This window comes from Achromobacter sp. RTa, assembly GCF_000757485.1.
Lineage (GTDB): Bacteria > Pseudomonadota > Gammaproteobacteria > Burkholderiales > Burkholderiaceae_B > Achromobacter.
This window is the reverse complement of sequence record NZ_JPYO01000042.1, coordinates 408,464-423,714: the sequence shown is the minus strand read 5'-3', so window position 1 is coordinate 423,714 and position 15,251 is coordinate 408,464. Positions and strand designations below refer to the sequence as shown.

At 67.4% G+C, this 15,251-nt stretch carries 17 protein-coding genes; 11 read left to right on the top strand and 6 right to left on the bottom strand.

Annotated elements, in window-relative coordinates; genetic code table 11:
* From phnD to JL37_RS19690, 3 genes are all read right to left on the bottom strand, one after another.
* The gene (gene phnD, locus JL37_RS19700; RefSeq protein ID WP_043546229.1) at positions 1 to 999 is read right to left on the bottom strand and encodes a phosphate/phosphite/phosphonate ABC transporter substrate-binding protein; all 999 of its coding nucleotides are present in this window, start codon (positions 997 to 999) and stop codon (positions 1 to 3) included.
* A gap of 139 nt (positions 1,000 to 1,138) precedes the next feature.
* Positions 1,139 to 1,957, bottom strand: a complete 819-nt coding sequence (locus JL37_RS19695; RefSeq protein WP_043546228.1) for an IclR family transcriptional regulator — start codon at positions 1,955 to 1,957, stop codon at positions 1,139 to 1,141.
* 11 nt (positions 1,958 to 1,968) lie between these two features.
* A complete protein-coding gene (locus JL37_RS19690) occupies positions 1,969 to 2,784 on the bottom strand; it encodes an HAD-IIB family hydrolase (RefSeq protein ID WP_043546227.1) in 816 nt (271 codons plus the stop codon).
* A gap of 158 nt (positions 2,785 to 2,942) precedes the next feature.
* Here JL37_RS19690 and ribBA point away from each other — a divergent pair, with 158 nt between their 5' ends.
* From ribBA to JL37_RS19660, 6 genes are all read left to right on the top strand, one after another.
* A complete protein-coding gene (gene ribBA, locus JL37_RS19685) occupies positions 2,943 to 4,118 on the top strand; it encodes a bifunctional 3,4-dihydroxy-2-butanone-4-phosphate synthase/GTP cyclohydrolase II (RefSeq protein ID WP_043546226.1) in 1,176 nt (391 codons plus the stop codon).
* A gap of 10 nt (positions 4,119 to 4,128) precedes the next feature.
* Entirely contained in the window at positions 4,129 to 4,659 is a 531-nt protein-coding gene (gene ribH / locus JL37_RS19680; RefSeq protein WP_006391339.1) for a 6,7-dimethyl-8-ribityllumazine synthase, read from the top strand.
* Positions 4,628 to 5,131 (top strand): transcription antitermination factor NusB, encoded by a 504-nt coding sequence (gene nusB, locus JL37_RS19675; protein WP_043546225.1) that lies wholly within the window; start codon positions 4,628 to 4,630, stop codon positions 5,129 to 5,131. The genes ribH and nusB overlap by 32 nt, the downstream gene beginning before the upstream one ends.
* A 224-nt stretch (positions 5,132 to 5,355) precedes the next feature.
* Positions 5,356 to 6,321 carry a thiamine-phosphate kinase gene (thiL, locus tag JL37_RS19670; RefSeq protein ID WP_043546224.1) on the top strand — a complete coding sequence of 322 codons (966 nt, stop codon included), beginning with the start codon at positions 5,356 to 5,358 and terminating at the stop codon, positions 6,319 to 6,321.
* A 62-nt stretch (positions 6,322 to 6,383) separates the two neighbouring features.
* Positions 6,384 to 6,890, top strand: a complete 507-nt coding sequence (locus tag JL37_RS19665) for a phosphatidylglycerophosphatase A (protein ID WP_043546223.1) — start codon at positions 6,384 to 6,386, stop codon at positions 6,888 to 6,890.
* Positions 6,887 to 7,450, top strand: a complete 564-nt coding sequence (locus JL37_RS19660; RefSeq protein WP_043546222.1) for a CinA family protein — start codon at positions 6,887 to 6,889, stop codon at positions 7,448 to 7,450. Before JL37_RS19665 ends, JL37_RS19660 begins: the two co-directional genes overlap by 4 nt.
* Before the next feature lie 10 nt (positions 7,451 to 7,460).
* Here JL37_RS19660 and pyrF read toward each other — a convergent pair whose 3' ends face one another.
* From pyrF to JL37_RS19645, 3 genes are read right to left on the bottom strand one after another with little or no spacing between them, the layout of a single operon-like run.
* On the bottom strand, positions 7,461 to 8,279 hold the full coding sequence (pyrF, locus tag JL37_RS19655) for an orotidine-5'-phosphate decarboxylase (protein WP_043546221.1): 819 nt from the start codon (positions 8,277 to 8,279) through the stop codon (positions 7,461 to 7,463).
* Positions 8,280 to 8,285: 6 nt separating this feature from the next.
* Positions 8,286 to 9,605 carry an NAD(P)/FAD-dependent oxidoreductase gene (locus JL37_RS19650; RefSeq protein WP_043546220.1) on the bottom strand — a complete coding sequence of 440 codons (1,320 nt, stop codon included), beginning with the start codon at positions 9,603 to 9,605 and terminating at the stop codon, positions 8,286 to 8,288.
* A gap of 49 nt (positions 9,606 to 9,654) precedes the next feature.
* Positions 9,655 to 10,053: a diacylglycerol kinase gene (locus JL37_RS19645; protein WP_043546219.1), complete on the bottom strand. Its 399-nt coding sequence runs from the start codon at positions 10,051 to 10,053 to the stop codon at positions 9,655 to 9,657.
* A gap of 181 nt (positions 10,054 to 10,234) precedes the next feature.
* On the opposite strand from JL37_RS19645, the gene JL37_RS19640 reads away from it, so the two are divergent.
* The 5 genes from JL37_RS19640 (at position 10,235) to JL37_RS19620 (ending at position 15,245) form a co-directional block, all read left to right on the top strand.
* Positions 10,235 to 10,972 carry a FadR/GntR family transcriptional regulator gene (locus JL37_RS19640; RefSeq protein WP_043546218.1) on the top strand — a complete coding sequence of 246 codons (738 nt, stop codon included), beginning with the start codon at positions 10,235 to 10,237 and terminating at the stop codon, positions 10,970 to 10,972.
* Positions 10,973 to 11,018: 46 nt separating this feature from the next.
* On the top strand, positions 11,019 to 12,053 hold the full coding sequence (locus JL37_RS19635) for an L-idonate 5-dehydrogenase (protein ID WP_043546217.1): 1,035 nt from the start codon (positions 11,019 to 11,021) through the stop codon (positions 12,051 to 12,053).
* Positions 12,054 to 12,114: 61 nt separating this feature from the next.
* Positions 12,115 to 13,089 (top strand): sialic acid TRAP transporter substrate-binding protein SiaP, encoded by a 975-nt coding sequence (locus JL37_RS19630; RefSeq protein WP_043546216.1) that lies wholly within the window; start codon positions 12,115 to 12,117, stop codon positions 13,087 to 13,089.
* Positions 13,090 to 13,153: 64 nt separating this feature from the next.
* Positions 13,154 to 13,783, top strand: a complete 630-nt coding sequence (locus tag JL37_RS19625; RefSeq protein ID WP_043546215.1) for a TRAP transporter small permease — start codon at positions 13,154 to 13,156, stop codon at positions 13,781 to 13,783.
* Between the two features lie 55 nt (positions 13,784 to 13,838).
* Positions 13,839 to 15,245, top strand: coding sequence for a TRAP transporter large permease (locus JL37_RS19620; RefSeq protein ID WP_043546214.1), 1,407 nt, complete (start codon positions 13,839 to 13,841; stop codon positions 15,243 to 15,245).
* Positions 15,246 to 15,251: the final 6 nt, after the last annotated feature.

The window sequence follows — 15,251 nt, the reverse complement described above, 5'->3', positions numbered from 1 at the left end:
TTACTTCTTGCTCTTGGCGGTTTCGCGGTCGTAGGCGGCGCGGTTGAAGCTTTCGCCGCCCGATTCGGCTACCTGGCGGACGATGGCCCAATCCTTCTGGTAGGTCACGGGATAGAAACGGTCGGCGCCGTCGAATGCCTTCGACATTTCCGCGGGGAAGCGGTAGTCGTAGAAGCACTTGAGCATCTGGTCGCGGAACTTCGGCTCCAGGTCATGCGCGTAGGCGAACGAGGACGTCGGGAACTTCTCGCTGCGGTAGATCACGCGGAAGTCGGCTTCCTTGACCTGGCCGCGTTCGACCATGCGCTTGAAGACGTCCGAGGCCACGGCGGCGGCATCGTAGTCGCCCGAGTTCACGCCCATCACGGACTGGTCATGCTTGCCCGAGAAGATCACCTTGTAGTCCTTGTCGGGCGTCAGGCCTTCCTTCGGGAACAGCGCCACCGGCGCCATGTGGCCGGAGTTGGAGGACGGCGCGGTATGGGCCAGCTTCTTGCCCTTCAGGTCGGCCAGCTTCTGGTAGGGGCTGTCCTTCTTGACGATGACGATCAGGTTGTAGCCCTGGAAGCCGTCGGCGTAGCCCTTGACCGCGAACGGCACGGCGCCTGCGATGTTCACGGCGAAGGCGGTGGGGCCGGTCGAGAAGCCGCCCACGTGCAGGCGGCCCGAGCGCATTGCCTCGATTTCAGCCGCGTTGCTTTGCACCTGGTAGAACACGACGCGCTTGCCCGTGCATTCGGACAGGTGCTTGGTGAAGGGTTTGAAGATGTCTTCATAGACCGCCGGGTCTTCCACCGGAGTGTAGGTGAACACCAGCGTGGACGGCGTCTTGAGCTTGGACGCGTCGGTGGGCGTATCCGCCACCAGGTCCTTGTTGGCGTCGCAGTACATCTGGTCCAGGTCGCCGCGGTTGGAGCAGGTGTCGGCGGCGTGGGCGGCGGGGGCCCCGAATGCGAACGCCGCAATGGCGGCCGCTTGCAATAGACGCAAGGCGTGCATGGTGTGTCTCCTCTTGTAGATGAATGTTTCCTGAATTCAATCACATAAGAGGGGACGGCACACCTGGGAAAGTCCCTGTGTTTCTTTTCGTCTTTTGTTCGAAATGTTCGTTTTGCGTTCGTTTTTGCGCGAAGTTGACTCAGGCGCGGTAGCCCAGTTTGCGCGAGATCTCCTGGGCGCAGTCCAGCAGCGGACGCGCGATCGCACCGTCCCAGGAAACGTCGAACAGGCCGGTGGGCCCCAGGCTGGTCAGGGCCAGCACGATGTTGCCCGTGTTGTCGAACACGGGCACCGACAGCGCGTCGACCCCGGGCAGGGGATTGCCCAGCGCCCGCGCCATGCCGTGCACGCGGATGTCCGCCAGTTGGGCCTCGATGTTGGCCCGGGATTCCTTGCGCGGAGGCGGCATGCTGGCGATGACGGCCGTGTCGCCTTCTTCGCGGGCGATGTAGTGTTCGCTGACCTTGGGCGGCAGCCAGGCGGCGAACACCAGGCCGGTGGCGGTGTGCAGCATCGACATCACGGTGCCCTTGCGCATGTTCACGTGGACCGGGTAGCTGGCTTCGGTCATGTGGATCATGGTGGGCCCGTGCGAGCCGAGCACGGCGATGCCCAGCGTGTGGCCGATTTCGGACTGCAGCCTGGCGATCTCGGGCATGGCGATGCGCACCGGATCCAGGCGCTGCAGGCTGACCAGCCCCATTTGCAGGGCGAAGGGGCCGAGTTCGTATTGGCCCGTGATGGCGTCCTGCTGCACCAGGCCGACGCGGATGAAGCTGACCAGGTAAGGGTGCGCCTTGGCGGACGTCATGCCGGCGCCCGCGGCCAGGTCGCGCAGGGTCAGGGGCTTGCCGGCGTCGACCAGGGCGGCCAGAAGCGGCACGCCCACCTCGATGGACTGGATGCTGCGGCGGCCGTCGTTCGCGGCGGCGGAAGAAGGGGTCTTGGATGTCGCCACGTCTGCGGACCTCAGGCCGGCTGTGCTTGGGAGGCGCGCGCGGCAAGCAGCCGGTCGGCCATTTCCACGAACCCCGCGCCGCCGTGGAAGGCGGCGACGAAGGCCGGGCGGTGCGTCAGGCGATGCAGCTGGGCCTGGATGTTGGCCACGCCGACCGAGATCGGGAAGTAGGCGAACATCGGTTCATCGTTGGGGGAGTCGCCGATGAACAGCGTGCTGTCCAGCGCGCCGGCCACGTCCGCGCCGAATTCCCGCTGGAACATCGTGCGCGTCATGGTGAGCTTGTCGTAGTCGCCGAACCAGCCGTTGACGTGGATGGAGCTGACCTTGGCCTGGGCCCCGGCTTCCTGGAAGATTTCGACGATACGGCTGATGGCCGAATCGGGCAGGGCGGGCACGTCCTCGCAGAAGTCGATGGCCAGGTCGGCCACGCGGTAGTCCTGGTCGCTGGCCACGGCCGCGCCGGGCACCTCGGCCAGCACGCGGTCGCGGATGGCGTCCAGCTTGCGGCGGCTGGCCTGGCGCGAGGCGGCGTCCGTCCAGTAGTGCGTCGTCATGCGGCGGGCCTGGCGGTCGTAGGCGTAGTAGAACGCGCCATTTTCGCCGACCACGGCGCGCACGGGCCACATGCGGGCGATATGGTCGCACCAGCCGGCGGGGCGGCCCGTGATCGGAACCACCTGGATGCCGGCCTGTTCCAGGCGTTCCAGCGCGGCGTAGGCGTCCGCCGGCAGGCGGCCCTCGGTCGTCAGCGTGTCGTCGATATCGGTCAGCACGACGCGGACGGCCGCCGCGACGCTCAAGGGCATGGCCGCAAGGGCTTGCATGGGGTTTTTTCCTCGTGGGAGCGTAATTTTCAGGGAGGGTCTCCGGCCGGAAGTTTAACCGGATGCCTCTATTTGGACGGGGGCGGGAAGGCAGGATAGGGGTTCTGCCTCCGGGGGCGGTAAAATCCGGGCTTTCCCGCCTGGTTTGCGTGCCCGCCATGTCCGTCCAGTTGTCCCCCTTGCCCGGCTCCGAGCCGGAATCCTTCGGTATCGCTTCGGTCGCCGAGATCATCGCCGAGCTGCGCGCCGGCCGTATCGTCATCCTGGTTGACGAGGAAGACCGCGAAAATGAAGGCGACCTCGTCATGGCCGCCGAATTCGTCACGCCCGAAGCCATCAACTTCATGGTGACGCACGGCCGCGGCTTGGTGTGCCTGACCCTGACCGAAGAGCGCTGCCGCCAGCTGGACCTGCCCCTGATGGCGGCCCGCAACGGCACGCGCTACGGCACCAACTTCACGCAGTCCATCGAGGCCGCCGAAGGCGTAGAAACCGGTATTTCGGCCGCGGACCGCGCCCGCACCATCCAGGTGGCGGTGTCGCGCGACGCCAAGCCCTCCGACCTGGTCCAGCCGGGCCACATTTTCCCGGTCCGGGCCGTTCCCGGCGGCGTGCTGGTGCGCGCGGGCCACACCGAGGCCGGCTGCGACCTGACCGCCATGGCCGGCCTGACGCCGGCCGCGGTGATCTGCGAGATCCTGAAGCCGGACGGCACCATGGCGCGCTTGCCCGATCTGGTGGAATTCGCCCGCCAGCACGGCCTGAAGATCGGCACCATCGCGGACCTGATCCAATACCGCAGCGAACACGAATCCATCGTGAAGCGTGTGGGCAAGCGGCCCATGCAGACCGCCTGGGGCGCCTTCGAGGCCGTCGCCTACGAAGACGCCGCCACCGGCTCCGCCCATTTGGCGCTGGTGCATGGTAACGTGACTCCGGACGTCGAGACGCTGGTGCGCGTGCATGAGCCCGCGTCCGTGCTGGACGTGCTCGATACCGGCGCCAGCCCGCACAGCTGGGGCGTGGCGCAGGCCCTGCAGGCCATCGCGGCCGCGCCGGCAGGCGTGCTGGTGCTGATGAACTGCCAGTCCTCCACCGAGCATCTGTTTGGCCAGATCGCAGGCTGGAGCGACTCGAAAGCCTCCGCCAATCCCGCCAACGCCGACCGCTTCGGCCTGCGTACCTACGGGATAGGCGCCCAGATTCTGCGCGACTTGAACGTGGGCCGGATGAAGCTGCTGGCCCGCCCGCGCAAGATGCCCAGCATGGCGGGCTTCTCGCTCACCATTACGGGTTACGATTGCGACCCTCCGAACACTCCCGCAACACTCTGAAGGCCGACACATGAACCCTTACATCCTTACCCCCGACCTGAATGGCGAAGGGCTGCACATCGGCATCGTACGCGCCCGCTTCAATGAAGAAATCGGCCAGGCCGAGCTCGAAGCGTGCCTGAAGGAACTGGCCGAGCTGGGCGTGGACGAGCGCGACGTGATGGTCGCCACCGTGCCCGGCGCCCTGGAACTGGGCGTGGCCCTGTCCCACATGGCCGAAACGTTCGAATTCGACGCCTTGATCGCGCTGGGCGCGGTCATCCGCGGCGAAACCTATCACTTTGAAGTGGTCAGCAATGAAATGGCCACGGCAATCACCCGTATCTCCCTCGAAACCGGCATCCCCGTCGCCAATGGCGTGCTGACCGTCGACACCGACGAGCAGGCGCAGGCCCGCGCTGCCGGCAAGGGCCGCGATTGCGCCCAGGTGGCCGTTGAAATGGCCAACCTGGTGGCAGCCCTGGAACCCGAGGAAGAGGACGAAGACGACGAAGACGAGGACGAAGATTTTGACGACGAAGAAGACGACGACCAGCGCTGATAGCGCGGCGCAAGCCCGCGCCAACGCGCGCAGCGCCCGGCGCCGTGCACGCGAATTCGCGTTGCAGGGCGTGTACGCGTGGCTGCTGCGCGGCGGCGAAGGCACGCAGGACGCCGGCGAGATCGACGCCCATCTGCGCGACACCGAGGATTTCTCCGAGGCCGACGCGCAGTGGTTCAAGACTCTGCTGCATGGCGTTCTGCGCGAAGCGCCCACGCTGCGCGAACGTTTCACGCCCTACGTCGACCGCCCGCTGGCCGAGTTGTCGCCTGTCGAGCATGGCATCCTGCTGATCGGCAGCTTCGAACTGATCCATCACGTCGAAGTTCCGTACAAGGTCGCCATCAATGAAGCCGTCGAGCTGGCCAAGTCCTTCGGCGGCACGGACGGGTTCAAGTTCGTCAACGGCGTGCTCGACAAGCTGGCTGCCGACGTGCGTTCGCACGAGGTCCAAGCCGCTGCGCGAAAGTAGGTCCCCCCCCCGAAGCGCTGCGCGCTTCCCCCCCAGGGGGGCGCCTCTGCGGACCGGCGGAGCCGGATCCGCGCGGCCCGGTTTTGGGGGCACCTGTTTCTTGCCACGCGAGGGTTGGGTTGGGGTTTCTTCCTGGTTGTGCGGGGCACTCCGCATGATTTGTGGGGGCGGCAAGCCCCCGTGGGATTCAATGCCGGCCCGACGTGCCGGACTGCGGAGTTGCCTTGGCGTCCGAATTTGATTTGATCGCGCGCTATTTCACCCGCGCGGCCCCTGCCGGCCTGCTGGGGGTGGGCGATGATTGCGCCCTGTTCCCGGTTCCGCCCGGCGAGCAGGTGGCCACCAGCACGGACTTGCTGCTGGAAGGCCGCCATTTCTTTCCCGACGTGGATCCGAAGGCGCTGGGGCACAAGGCCCTGGCGGTCAACCTGTCGGACCTGGCCGCCATGGGCGCGCGCCCGATCGGCTGTGTGCTGGGCCTGGCCCTGCCGAGGCTGGACGAGCCCTGGGTGGCGGCCTTTGCCGAGGGCTTCCATGCGCTGGCCGCCGCTCACGGCTGCCCGCTGATCGGTGGCGACACCACCCGCAGCGGCCACGACCTGGCCATCAGTGTCACCGTGTTCGGCGCCGTGCCTGCCGGGCTCGCCTTGCGCCGGGACGGCGCGCAGGCCGGCGACGACATCTGGGTGTCCGGCGAGCTGGGGGCGGCCGACGTCGCCTACCGCCTGCTGGACGGCCAGTATCCCACCGACCCCGCCTTGCTCGCGGCCACCCGCGACGCGTTGGAACGCCCCGAGCCTCAGGTGGCGCTGGGCCTGGCGCTGCGCGGTATCGCGCACGCGGCGATCGATATTTCGGACGGGCTGCTGCAAGACCTGGGCCACGTGCTGAAGGCCAGCGCGGCGGGCGCCGCGCTGCGCTATGCGGATATGCCGGTCGCGGCGGCGCTGGCCGGCGTCGCGGACGCGCAGCTGCGCCGTGCCGTGTTGGGCGGCGGCGATGTCTACCAACTGTGTTTCACGGCGCCGGCCGACCGCCGCGAGGCCGTCCTGGCCGTGGGCCGGAAGGCCGGCGCGCGCGTGACGCGCGTGGGCGAGATCCAGGCCGAACCTGGCCTCACGGTACTCGATGCCGGCGGGCAGCCGATGGCCGGCCTGCCGCGCGGCTACGATCATTTTCCTGCGGATTGATCCCTGCTCACAGATTCTTCCAAGCCCCAGACATGCCGTCCTCCGATACCCGATCCCCCTCGATGCGCGACCGTACCCGGGCCGCCTATCCGTCGTTGTCCTGGGTCTGCCGCGATCCCGGCCGGCTGATCGCGTTCGGCCTGGGCAGCGGCCTGATCCGGCCGGCCTCGGGCACGTGGGGCACGCTGTTGGCCTGGGCCATCTGGGTCGCCGCGGCGCCTGCCGCGTCGGACCTGGCGGTGGGCGTGTTCCTCGCCGTGGCGTTCCTCTACGGATGCTGGGCCTGCCATCGCGTCGGCCGCGAACTCCAGCAGCCGGATCATGTCGGAATGGTTTGGGACGAGATGGTGGCGTTCTGGCTGGTGCTCTGGCTGACGCCGGAGGGCTGGCTGACGCAGTCCTTGGCGTTCGTGCTGTTCCGCACCTTCGACATCGTCAAGCCGCCTCCCATCAAGTTTTTCGACGCCCACATCAAGGGCGGTTTCGGCGTCATGTGGGACGACATCGTGGCGGCTGGCTATGCCTTGCTGGTCATGGCGCTGGTGGTGCGCACAGGAGTCTTGGGATGAGCGAACAACAGAATCTTCGGTCCGGCCTGTCGGCCGCGGAGCTGGCTCAGGCGACCTCGCTGGGCCTGGCCGAGCTGCTGGGCGATGCCTTGCGGCGCAAGGGCTGGATGCTGGGCACGGCGGAATCCTGCACTGGCGGGCTGCTGGCCGGCGCCATCACGGCGGTGGCGGGGTCCAGCGAATGGTTCGAGCGCGGTTTCGTCACGTACAGCAACGACGCCAAGGTGTCCGAGCTGGACGTTTCGCCCGACGCGCTGCATCACTTCGGGGCGGTCAGCGAGCCCGTGGCCCTGGAAATGGCCAACGGCGTTCTGCTGGCGTCTCCCGCCGCGCATGTGGCGGTGTCCACGACCGGCATCGCGGGGCCGGGCGGCGCCACGCCGGGCAAGCCGGTCGGCATGGTGTGCTTCGGCTTCGCCGTGCGCACCGGCGACGGCATCAGCAGCCGCGCGGTCACCCACGTGTTCCCGGGCGACCGCGCGCAAGTGCGCCAGGCAGCGGTGGACTACGCCTTGCGTGGCACGCTGGAGGTGCTGGGGGCGCCGGTCAACCGGCGCTGAGCCCTCGCGGTCAGCGGACCGCGTTGATCGCGTCGCGCAGGCCCTGCGCCGCCGTGCCGGCGGCCTCGCGCCAGTCGTCGCCGCCGCTTGCATAGATGATGGCGCGCGACGAATTGATCATCATGCCGTTGCGGGCCGCGTTGGCGCCGGCGTTCACGGTCGCGGTGATGTCGCCGCCCTGGGCGCCGATGCCCGGGACGAGCAGGGGCAGGGCGTCGCCGATGCGCTGGCGCACGGCGGCCAGTTCGTTGGGGAACGTGGCGCCCACCACCAGGCCGCACTGGCCGTTGGCGTTCCATTTATCGGCCACCAGGCCAGCCACGTGCAGGTACAGCGGCTGGCCGTCATCCATCTTCAGGAATTGCAGGTCGGAACCGCCGGGATTGGACGTGCGGCACAGCACGATCACCCCGCGGTCGCGCCAGGCCAGGTAGGGTTCGACCGAGTCCAGGCCCATATAGGGGCTGACCGTGAGCGCATGCGCCTGGTAGCGCTCATAGGCTTCGCGCGCGTAGTTTTCCGCGGTGGAGCCGATGTCGCCGCGCTTGGCGTCGAGCACGATGGGCAGGTCGGGATGCTTGTCGCGGATATGCTGGCACAGCGCTTCCAGCTGGTCCTCGGCGCGGTGGGCCGCGAAGTAGGCGATCTGCGGCTTGAAGCTGCAGGCATACGGCGCGGTGGCGTCGACGATGTCGCGGCAGAACTGGAAGATGGCGTCCGGCTTGCCTTGCAGTTCGCGGGGGAAGCGCTGCGGGTCGGGATCGAGCCCGACTTGCAGGAGCGAGTTGCTGGCGGTCCAGGCGTGTTCGAGTTTTTGGATGAAGTTCATGGGGATTCAGTGCAGTTTGACCCGGGGGCGCGTGCGCCGCATGAGCAGGCGGGCGAGGGCCAGGGAGGCGGTGCGCGAGATGCCCAGCACGGCTTTGTGGTGCATCAGGTGCAGGCTCATGTACATCAGGCGCGCCAGTGTACCGCTTACGAAGAGGCCCCGTCCGGCCAGCTTGCCCATCAGGCTGCCCACGCCCGCGTCCTGGCCTAGTGAAACCAGCGAGCCGTGATCCTGGTAGACATAGGGTTCCGTGGGCTCGGCAGCGTGGCGCAAGCGCGCGGTGAGCTTCTTCGCCAGGTAATCGGCCTCCTGGTGCGCCGCCTGCGCGCGGGCGGGCACGGTGCGGCCGTCGCGCCAGGGCGCGGCGCAGCAGTCGCCCAGCGCCACGACGTGCGGATCGGGCGTTTCCAGCCGCTCGTTGACCTCCAGCTGGCCCAGCTTGTTCTGCGGCAGCCCGAGTTCGGCGAGCAGGGCCGGCCCCTGGATGCCCGCTGCCCACATGCAGAGTTGGGCGGGGATCTCGCGGCCGTCCGCCGTCCGGACGGTGCTGGCGGTGACTTCCGACACCCGGCACGAGGTTTCCACTCGGATGCCCAGTTCGGTGAGCCGGTTGGTGGCCGCCACCGATATCTTCTCTGGCAGCGCCGACAGGATGCGCGGAGCGCCTTCGACCAGCGTGATGGCCAGATCGCGTTCGGCACGGAAGTTGGGCAGGCCGTAGGCGCTGACCACGTGGCTGGCTTCCACCAGTTCCACGGCGAGCTCGACGCCGGTGGCGCCGCCGCCCACGATCACCAGGTCCAGCCGGGCCGATGGATTGCTGACCTTGGCCAGGTCCACCTGCGCCATCGCCTTGAGCATGGTCAGGCGGAACTGTTCGGCGTTTTCCGTGGTGTCCAGCGTGACGGCGTGCTCGGCCGCGCCGGGCGTATTGAAGAAATTGGAAGTGCTGCCCAGGGCCAGCACCAGCGTGTCATAGGCCAGCTCGCGGCGGGGCAGGACTTCTTGGCCTTGGGCGTCGCTCACCGCGTCCAGCACGATCCGGCGGCGGTCGCGGTCCACGCTGTCGAGGCGGCCCTGCGCGAACGAAAAGCCGTTCATGTGGGCCAGCATCAGGTAGGACAGGCCCTCCTGGTGGATGTCCAGCGTGCCGGCCGCCGCCTCATGCAAGGAGGGCTTCCAGATGTGGAAGGGCCGGCTGTCGACCAGGGTGATGTGCTGCCGCCCGTGGATGCGGCCCAGCTTGGAAGCCAGTTCCAGGCCGCCGGCGCCGCCGCCGACGATGACAATGCGCTCAGAGGGGTCCGACGTCGATCTAGGCATCATGGCTCCCAGTATAAATAGCGGCGCATCTCCGGGGAGATGCCAAGCCGTGTCAATGCATGACGAAACGGCTGATGGCGACGCCTATCCAGACCATTCCTGCGAAGATCAGCAGCAGCATCACGGCGGCGCTGCCGAGGTCCTTGGCCCGCCCCAGGAGCGGGTGCGATTCGACGGACAGCGCGTCGGCCAGCGCTTCGATGGCGGAATTCAGCAGCTCCGCCGCCAGCACCATGATCACCGTGCCCACCAGGAAAAACACCTCGACCGTGGTCCGGCCCAGGAAGAACGCGGCCGGGATCATCAGGACGGCCAGCGCCAGTTCCTGGCGGAAGGCCGCCTCGTACTTGATCGCGGCCTGCAGGCCCTGCAGGGAGTAGCGCAGCGCGTTCAGGATGCGACGCAGGCCGCCTGTGCTCTTGTAGGGCGAGTGATGCGGGTTCTGTGACATGGGTGCGGAAAGTGGGCTGGGTGTGGCGGCTTTTTAACAGATATGCATTGCCCGCGCGGCCATCGCGCGTGTCTTTGGGCAAACCCTAATTGTGACGCATCCGGGACCGGCGCAAGATTTTGGTCAATTGGTAAGGCCACTTTACCTTTTTGCCCGAGTTCCTCATTTTGCATCGCAGTCCATGCCTATCCAGACCATCGAACCCCGCCGCCTGTACCGCCAGATCGCCGACCAGCTCCGGCTGCTGATCGAGGCGGGCGAGTTCCCGGCCGGCGCGCGCCTGCCGCCCGAGCGCGATCTGGCGCTCAAGCTGGGCGTGTCCCGCCCTTCGGTGCGCGAGGCGTTGATCGCCCTGGAGGTCGAAGGCTGGGTGGAAGTCCGCATGGGTTCGGGCGTCTATGTGCAGAGCCTGGCTGGGGCCCCACGCACCAGCCTGACGGCCGAGAGCCCGCTGGAAACCATACGGGCCCGCCAGGTGATCGAGGGCGAGCTGGCCGCGCAGGCGGCGTTGCGCAACACGCCCGCGCTGGTGGACGGGCTGGCCGAAGCCGTCGGGACCATGGAAGACGAGGCGCTTGCCGGCAACGTGCCCATCCGCGGCGACCGGCTGTTCCACCTGCGCGTCGCCGAGATGGCGAACAACGCGGTGCTGGTGCGCGTGGTGAGCGAGCTGTTCGACGAGCGCCACAACCCCCTGTCCGTGAAACTGGGCGACTACTTCGAGAATCCCGCAAGCTGGGCCGCCGCCATCGCCGAGCACCGCAAGGTGATCGACGCCATCCGCGCCGGAGACGACCGCGGGGCGCGCGCCGCCATGCACCACCATTTGGCCTGCTCGCACGATCGCCTCACCGCAAGCTGGCCCGGCGCCGACGCGCCCGGCCTGCAAGTCGACAGCCGGGAGCAGATGGAACCATGAGCATCGCGCGCAGAAGCCGCTTGGTCCGGACGCGGAGCACGCCGTCATGACGCTGGCCTGCCGCATCCACGGGGCGCGCGACCTGCGCCTGGAACCGGACGAAGTCGCGCCGCTGGCGCCGCACGAGGTAGAGCTGAGGCTGGGCGCGGCGGGCATCTGCGGATCCGACCTGCATTACTTCCTGCATGGCCGCGTGGGCGCTTTCGTCATCCGCGAACCTCTCATCCCCGGCCATGAGGCTTCGGGCGTGGTGCTGCGCACCGGCGAGGCCGTGCGCTCGGTGGCGCCGGGCATGAAGGTCGCCATCAATCCCTCGCATCCTTGCGGCGGCTGCGATTATTGCCGCGCCGGCCGCGGCAATCTTTGCCGCAACATGCGTTTCCTCGGCAGCGCCAGCGTCTACCCGCACGTGCAAGGCATGTTCCGCGAGCGCTTCGCGATGGGAGAACGGCAGCTCACGCCGGTGCCTGAAGAGGGTGTCTCGCTGGGCGAAATCGCCTGTGCCGAGCCGCTGTCCATCGGCCTGCACGGGGTCAACCGCGCCGGCCCGCTGATGGGCAAGACCGTGCTCGTGACGGGCGGCGGCACGATAGGCTGCATGACCGTGCTGGCCGCCAGGCTGGCGGGCGCGGCACGCGTGATCGTCGCGGACATCGCCGACCGGCCGCTGGAGATGGCGCGCTTGATCGGCGCCGACGAGGCCGTGCGCAGCGACCGGGCCGCGTCCGCCGAGCTGGCCGATATCGCGGACGTCAGTATCGAGGCCGCCGGCAGCCCAGCCGCGCTGGCGACCTGCCTGGCCGCGACGCGGCGCGGCGGCCGGATCGTGCAGGTCGGAACGCTGCCCGCCGAGGGCATCGCGTTCCCGGCCAACAACATCATGGCGCGAGAGCTCGACTATGTCGGCGCGTTCCGCGCGGGCGTGGAGTTCGATTGGGCCGTCTCCTACCTGCGTACGCGCAAGGTGGACGTGCGGCCCCTGATGAGCGCGCAGTTGCCGTTGTCGCGGGCGTTCGAGGCCTTCGAGCTGGCGGCGGATCGCAGTCGCAGTACCAAGGTGCAACTTGTAGTTGAAGCATGACCCGCTGGCGGCTCACGACGGGCCGCCGGGCCGGGCATCCGAAAAACAACGAGGAGACGACATGAACCTAGGCAACGCCGTCAAGGCGCTGGTTGCCGCCCTGGCGCTCGCCGCCAGCGGCAGCGTGCTGGCGCAGACCAAGCTCAAGTGGGCCCACGTGTACGAGACATCCGAACCTTTCCACACCGCCTCCGTCTGGGCGGCGCAGGAGATCGGCAAACGCACCAATGGCCGCTACCAGATCGACGTGTACCCCGCCTCGCAGCTGGGCAAGGAAAACGACATCAACCAGGGCCTGATCCTGGGCACGGTGGACATCATCATTTCGGGCTCCAGCTTCGCGGCCAAGAGCTTCCCGCGCATCGGCGTCACCTACTATCCCTACACTTTCCGCGATCCCGCGCACCTGATCGCCTACACCAAGAGCGACATCTACAAGGAGCTCACGCGCGGCTACGACGAGAAGAGCGGCAACCACATCGTCGCCACCACGTACTACGGCACGCGCCAGACCACGTCCAACCGCCCCTTCACCCAGTGTTCCGAGATGAAGGGCCTGAAGATCCGCGTGCCCGACGTGGCCGCCTACCTGGCCATGCCGCGCGCCTGCGGCGCCAACACCGCGCCGATCGCCTTCGCCGAGGTCTACCTGGCCTTGCAGAACGGCACCGTGGAGGCGCAGGAGAACCCGCTCACCACCATCGAGGCCAAGAAGTTCTACGAGGTGCAGAAGAACATCATCCTCACGGGCCACATTGTCGATCACTTGAATACCGTCATCTCGGGCAAGTTGTGGAAGAGCCTGTCGGACGAAGACAAGAAGATCTTCTCCGAGGTTGCTCAGCAGGCGGCGGAGAAGGCGTCCGCCGAGGTGGCGGAAAGCGAGAAGAAGATGGTCGAGGTCTTCCGCAAGCGCGGCCTGAACGTGGCGGAGGTGAACGTCCAGGACTTCCGCGGCACCGTGCTGGAGAAAGTGCCGTTCAAGCAATACGGCTACGAAAAATCGGATTGGGAACGGATCCAGGCCGTGAAGTGAGCGCGCCCGGGGCCGCCCTGGCGGCCCCGTTCCGACCCATCCGATTCCGCGCAAGGGGAACGCCATGCATTCCGATGCCAAGGCCGCCGTCATGGCGGCCGCCAGCAACAACCCCGCCCGGCCAGCCGGGCAGCAGCCGCCGCCGGCCACGGCGGAGGAGATCGTCCACAGTTTCGAGGAGGCCGACCGCCACGAGGTCAGCCTGGCGGGCTACCAGCCCGAGGACTGGATCTGCCTGGCCATCTTCTGGGTCATGGCGCTGCTGGTCTTCCTGCAATTCTTCTCGCGCTATGTGCTGAACGACTCCTACGCCTGGACCGAAGAGCTGGCCGTCTACTGCCTGATCGGCGTGGTGTTCCTGGGCTCGGCCATGTGCGTGCGCGCCTGCCGCCACATCCAGGTGGACTTTCTGTACCGCTACCTGCCTCGCCCTGCCGGGCGCGTCCTGGCAACCGTCATCGATCTGCTGCGCACGGCGTTCTTCGGCTATGCGGTGTGGCTCACCTACCGCTACATCGTGCTGGTGGGCGACGAACCCATGACCACGCTGTTCTGGAACAAGGCCTACGTCTACTGGGTGGCGCTGGCGGGATTCGCCTTGATGTTCTTGCGCTCCGTGCAGGTGTCGATGTGCAATTGGCGCCAGGGCTACTCCATCCTCGAAAACCCCGCGGCCTACGATCCTCAGGACTAGGGCAGGCTATCCGGGGAGGCTCCCGGAATCCGATAACGACAACCGGAAGCGAGACATGGGCATACTGATCGGAACCTTTCTGCTGTTGATGATTTTCGGCCTGCCGGTGGCGGTGGCCATGGCGGGCGCATCGCTGCTGTTCGTGCTGATTTCGGGCAGCGTGCCCGACGTGGTGGTCGCGCAGCGCATGATCGCGGGCGTGGAGTCCTTTCCGCTGCTGGCGGTGCCGTTCTTCATCCTGGCCGGCAACCTGATGAACATCGCCGGCATCACCGGCCGCATCTACAACTTCGCCGTGGCGCTGGTGGGCTGGATGCGCGGCGGCCTGGGGCAGGTGAACATCATCGGCTCGGTGGTGTTCGCGGGCATGTCGGGCACGGCGATCGCCGACGCCGCGGGCCTGGGCACCATCGAGATCAAGGCCATGAAGGACCACGGCTACCAGACCGAGTTCGCGGTGGGCGTGACGGCGGCCTCGGCCACGCTGGGCCCCATCATTCCGCCGTCGCTGCCTTTCGTCATCTACGGCATGATGGCCAACGTGTCGATCGGCTCGCTGTTCCTGGCCGGCCTGATTCCCGGCGCGGTGCTGACCCTGCTGATGATGCTGACCGTGGCCTACTACGCCCGCCGCAACAACTGGGGCGGCGACGTGTCCTTCGATTGGAAGCGGCTGGGCGGCGCCACGTTGGAAGTGTGCATCGTGCTGGCGTTTCCGATGGCGATCTGGCTCATGACCGAGTTCGGCGTGTCGGCGAACCTGGCCGCGGGCATCGCCTTCGCCTTGCTGCTGGCGCTGGACTGGCGCTACAACTTCTCGGCCGTGATGGCGCTGATGGCCCCCGTCATCCTGATCGGCGGCATGACGCTGGGCTGGTTCACGCCCACCGAGGCTGCCGTTGCCGCCGTGATATGGGCGCTGTTCCTGGGCCTGGTGCGCTACCGTTCCATGACCCTGCGGACCCTGGTCAAGGCCTCTTTCGACACCATCGAGACCACCGCGTCCGTGCTTTTCATCGTCACCGCCGCCTCGGTGTTCGCCTGGCTGCTCACCACCACGCAGGCCGCCCAGGCGCTGACCGACGGCATTCTCAGCGTGACGCAGAACAAATGGGTGTTCCTGCTGATGGCCAACGTGCTGATCCTGATCGTGGGCTGCTTCATCGACACCATCGCCGCGATCACCATCCTGGTGCCCATCCTGCTGCCCATCGTGCTCAAGCTGGGCATAGATCCCATCCACTTCGGCCTGATCATGACGCTGAACCTGATGATCGGCCTGCTGCACCCGCCCATGGGCATGGTGCTGTTCGTGCTGGCGCGCGTGTCCAGGCTGTCGGTGGAACGGACCACGGTCGCCATCCTGCCGTGGCTCGTGCCGCTGTTCCTGGCCTTGATCGCCATCACCTATATCCCGCAGATCACGCTCTGGCTGCCCACGGCCATGGGCATGGCCAAATAATGAGGA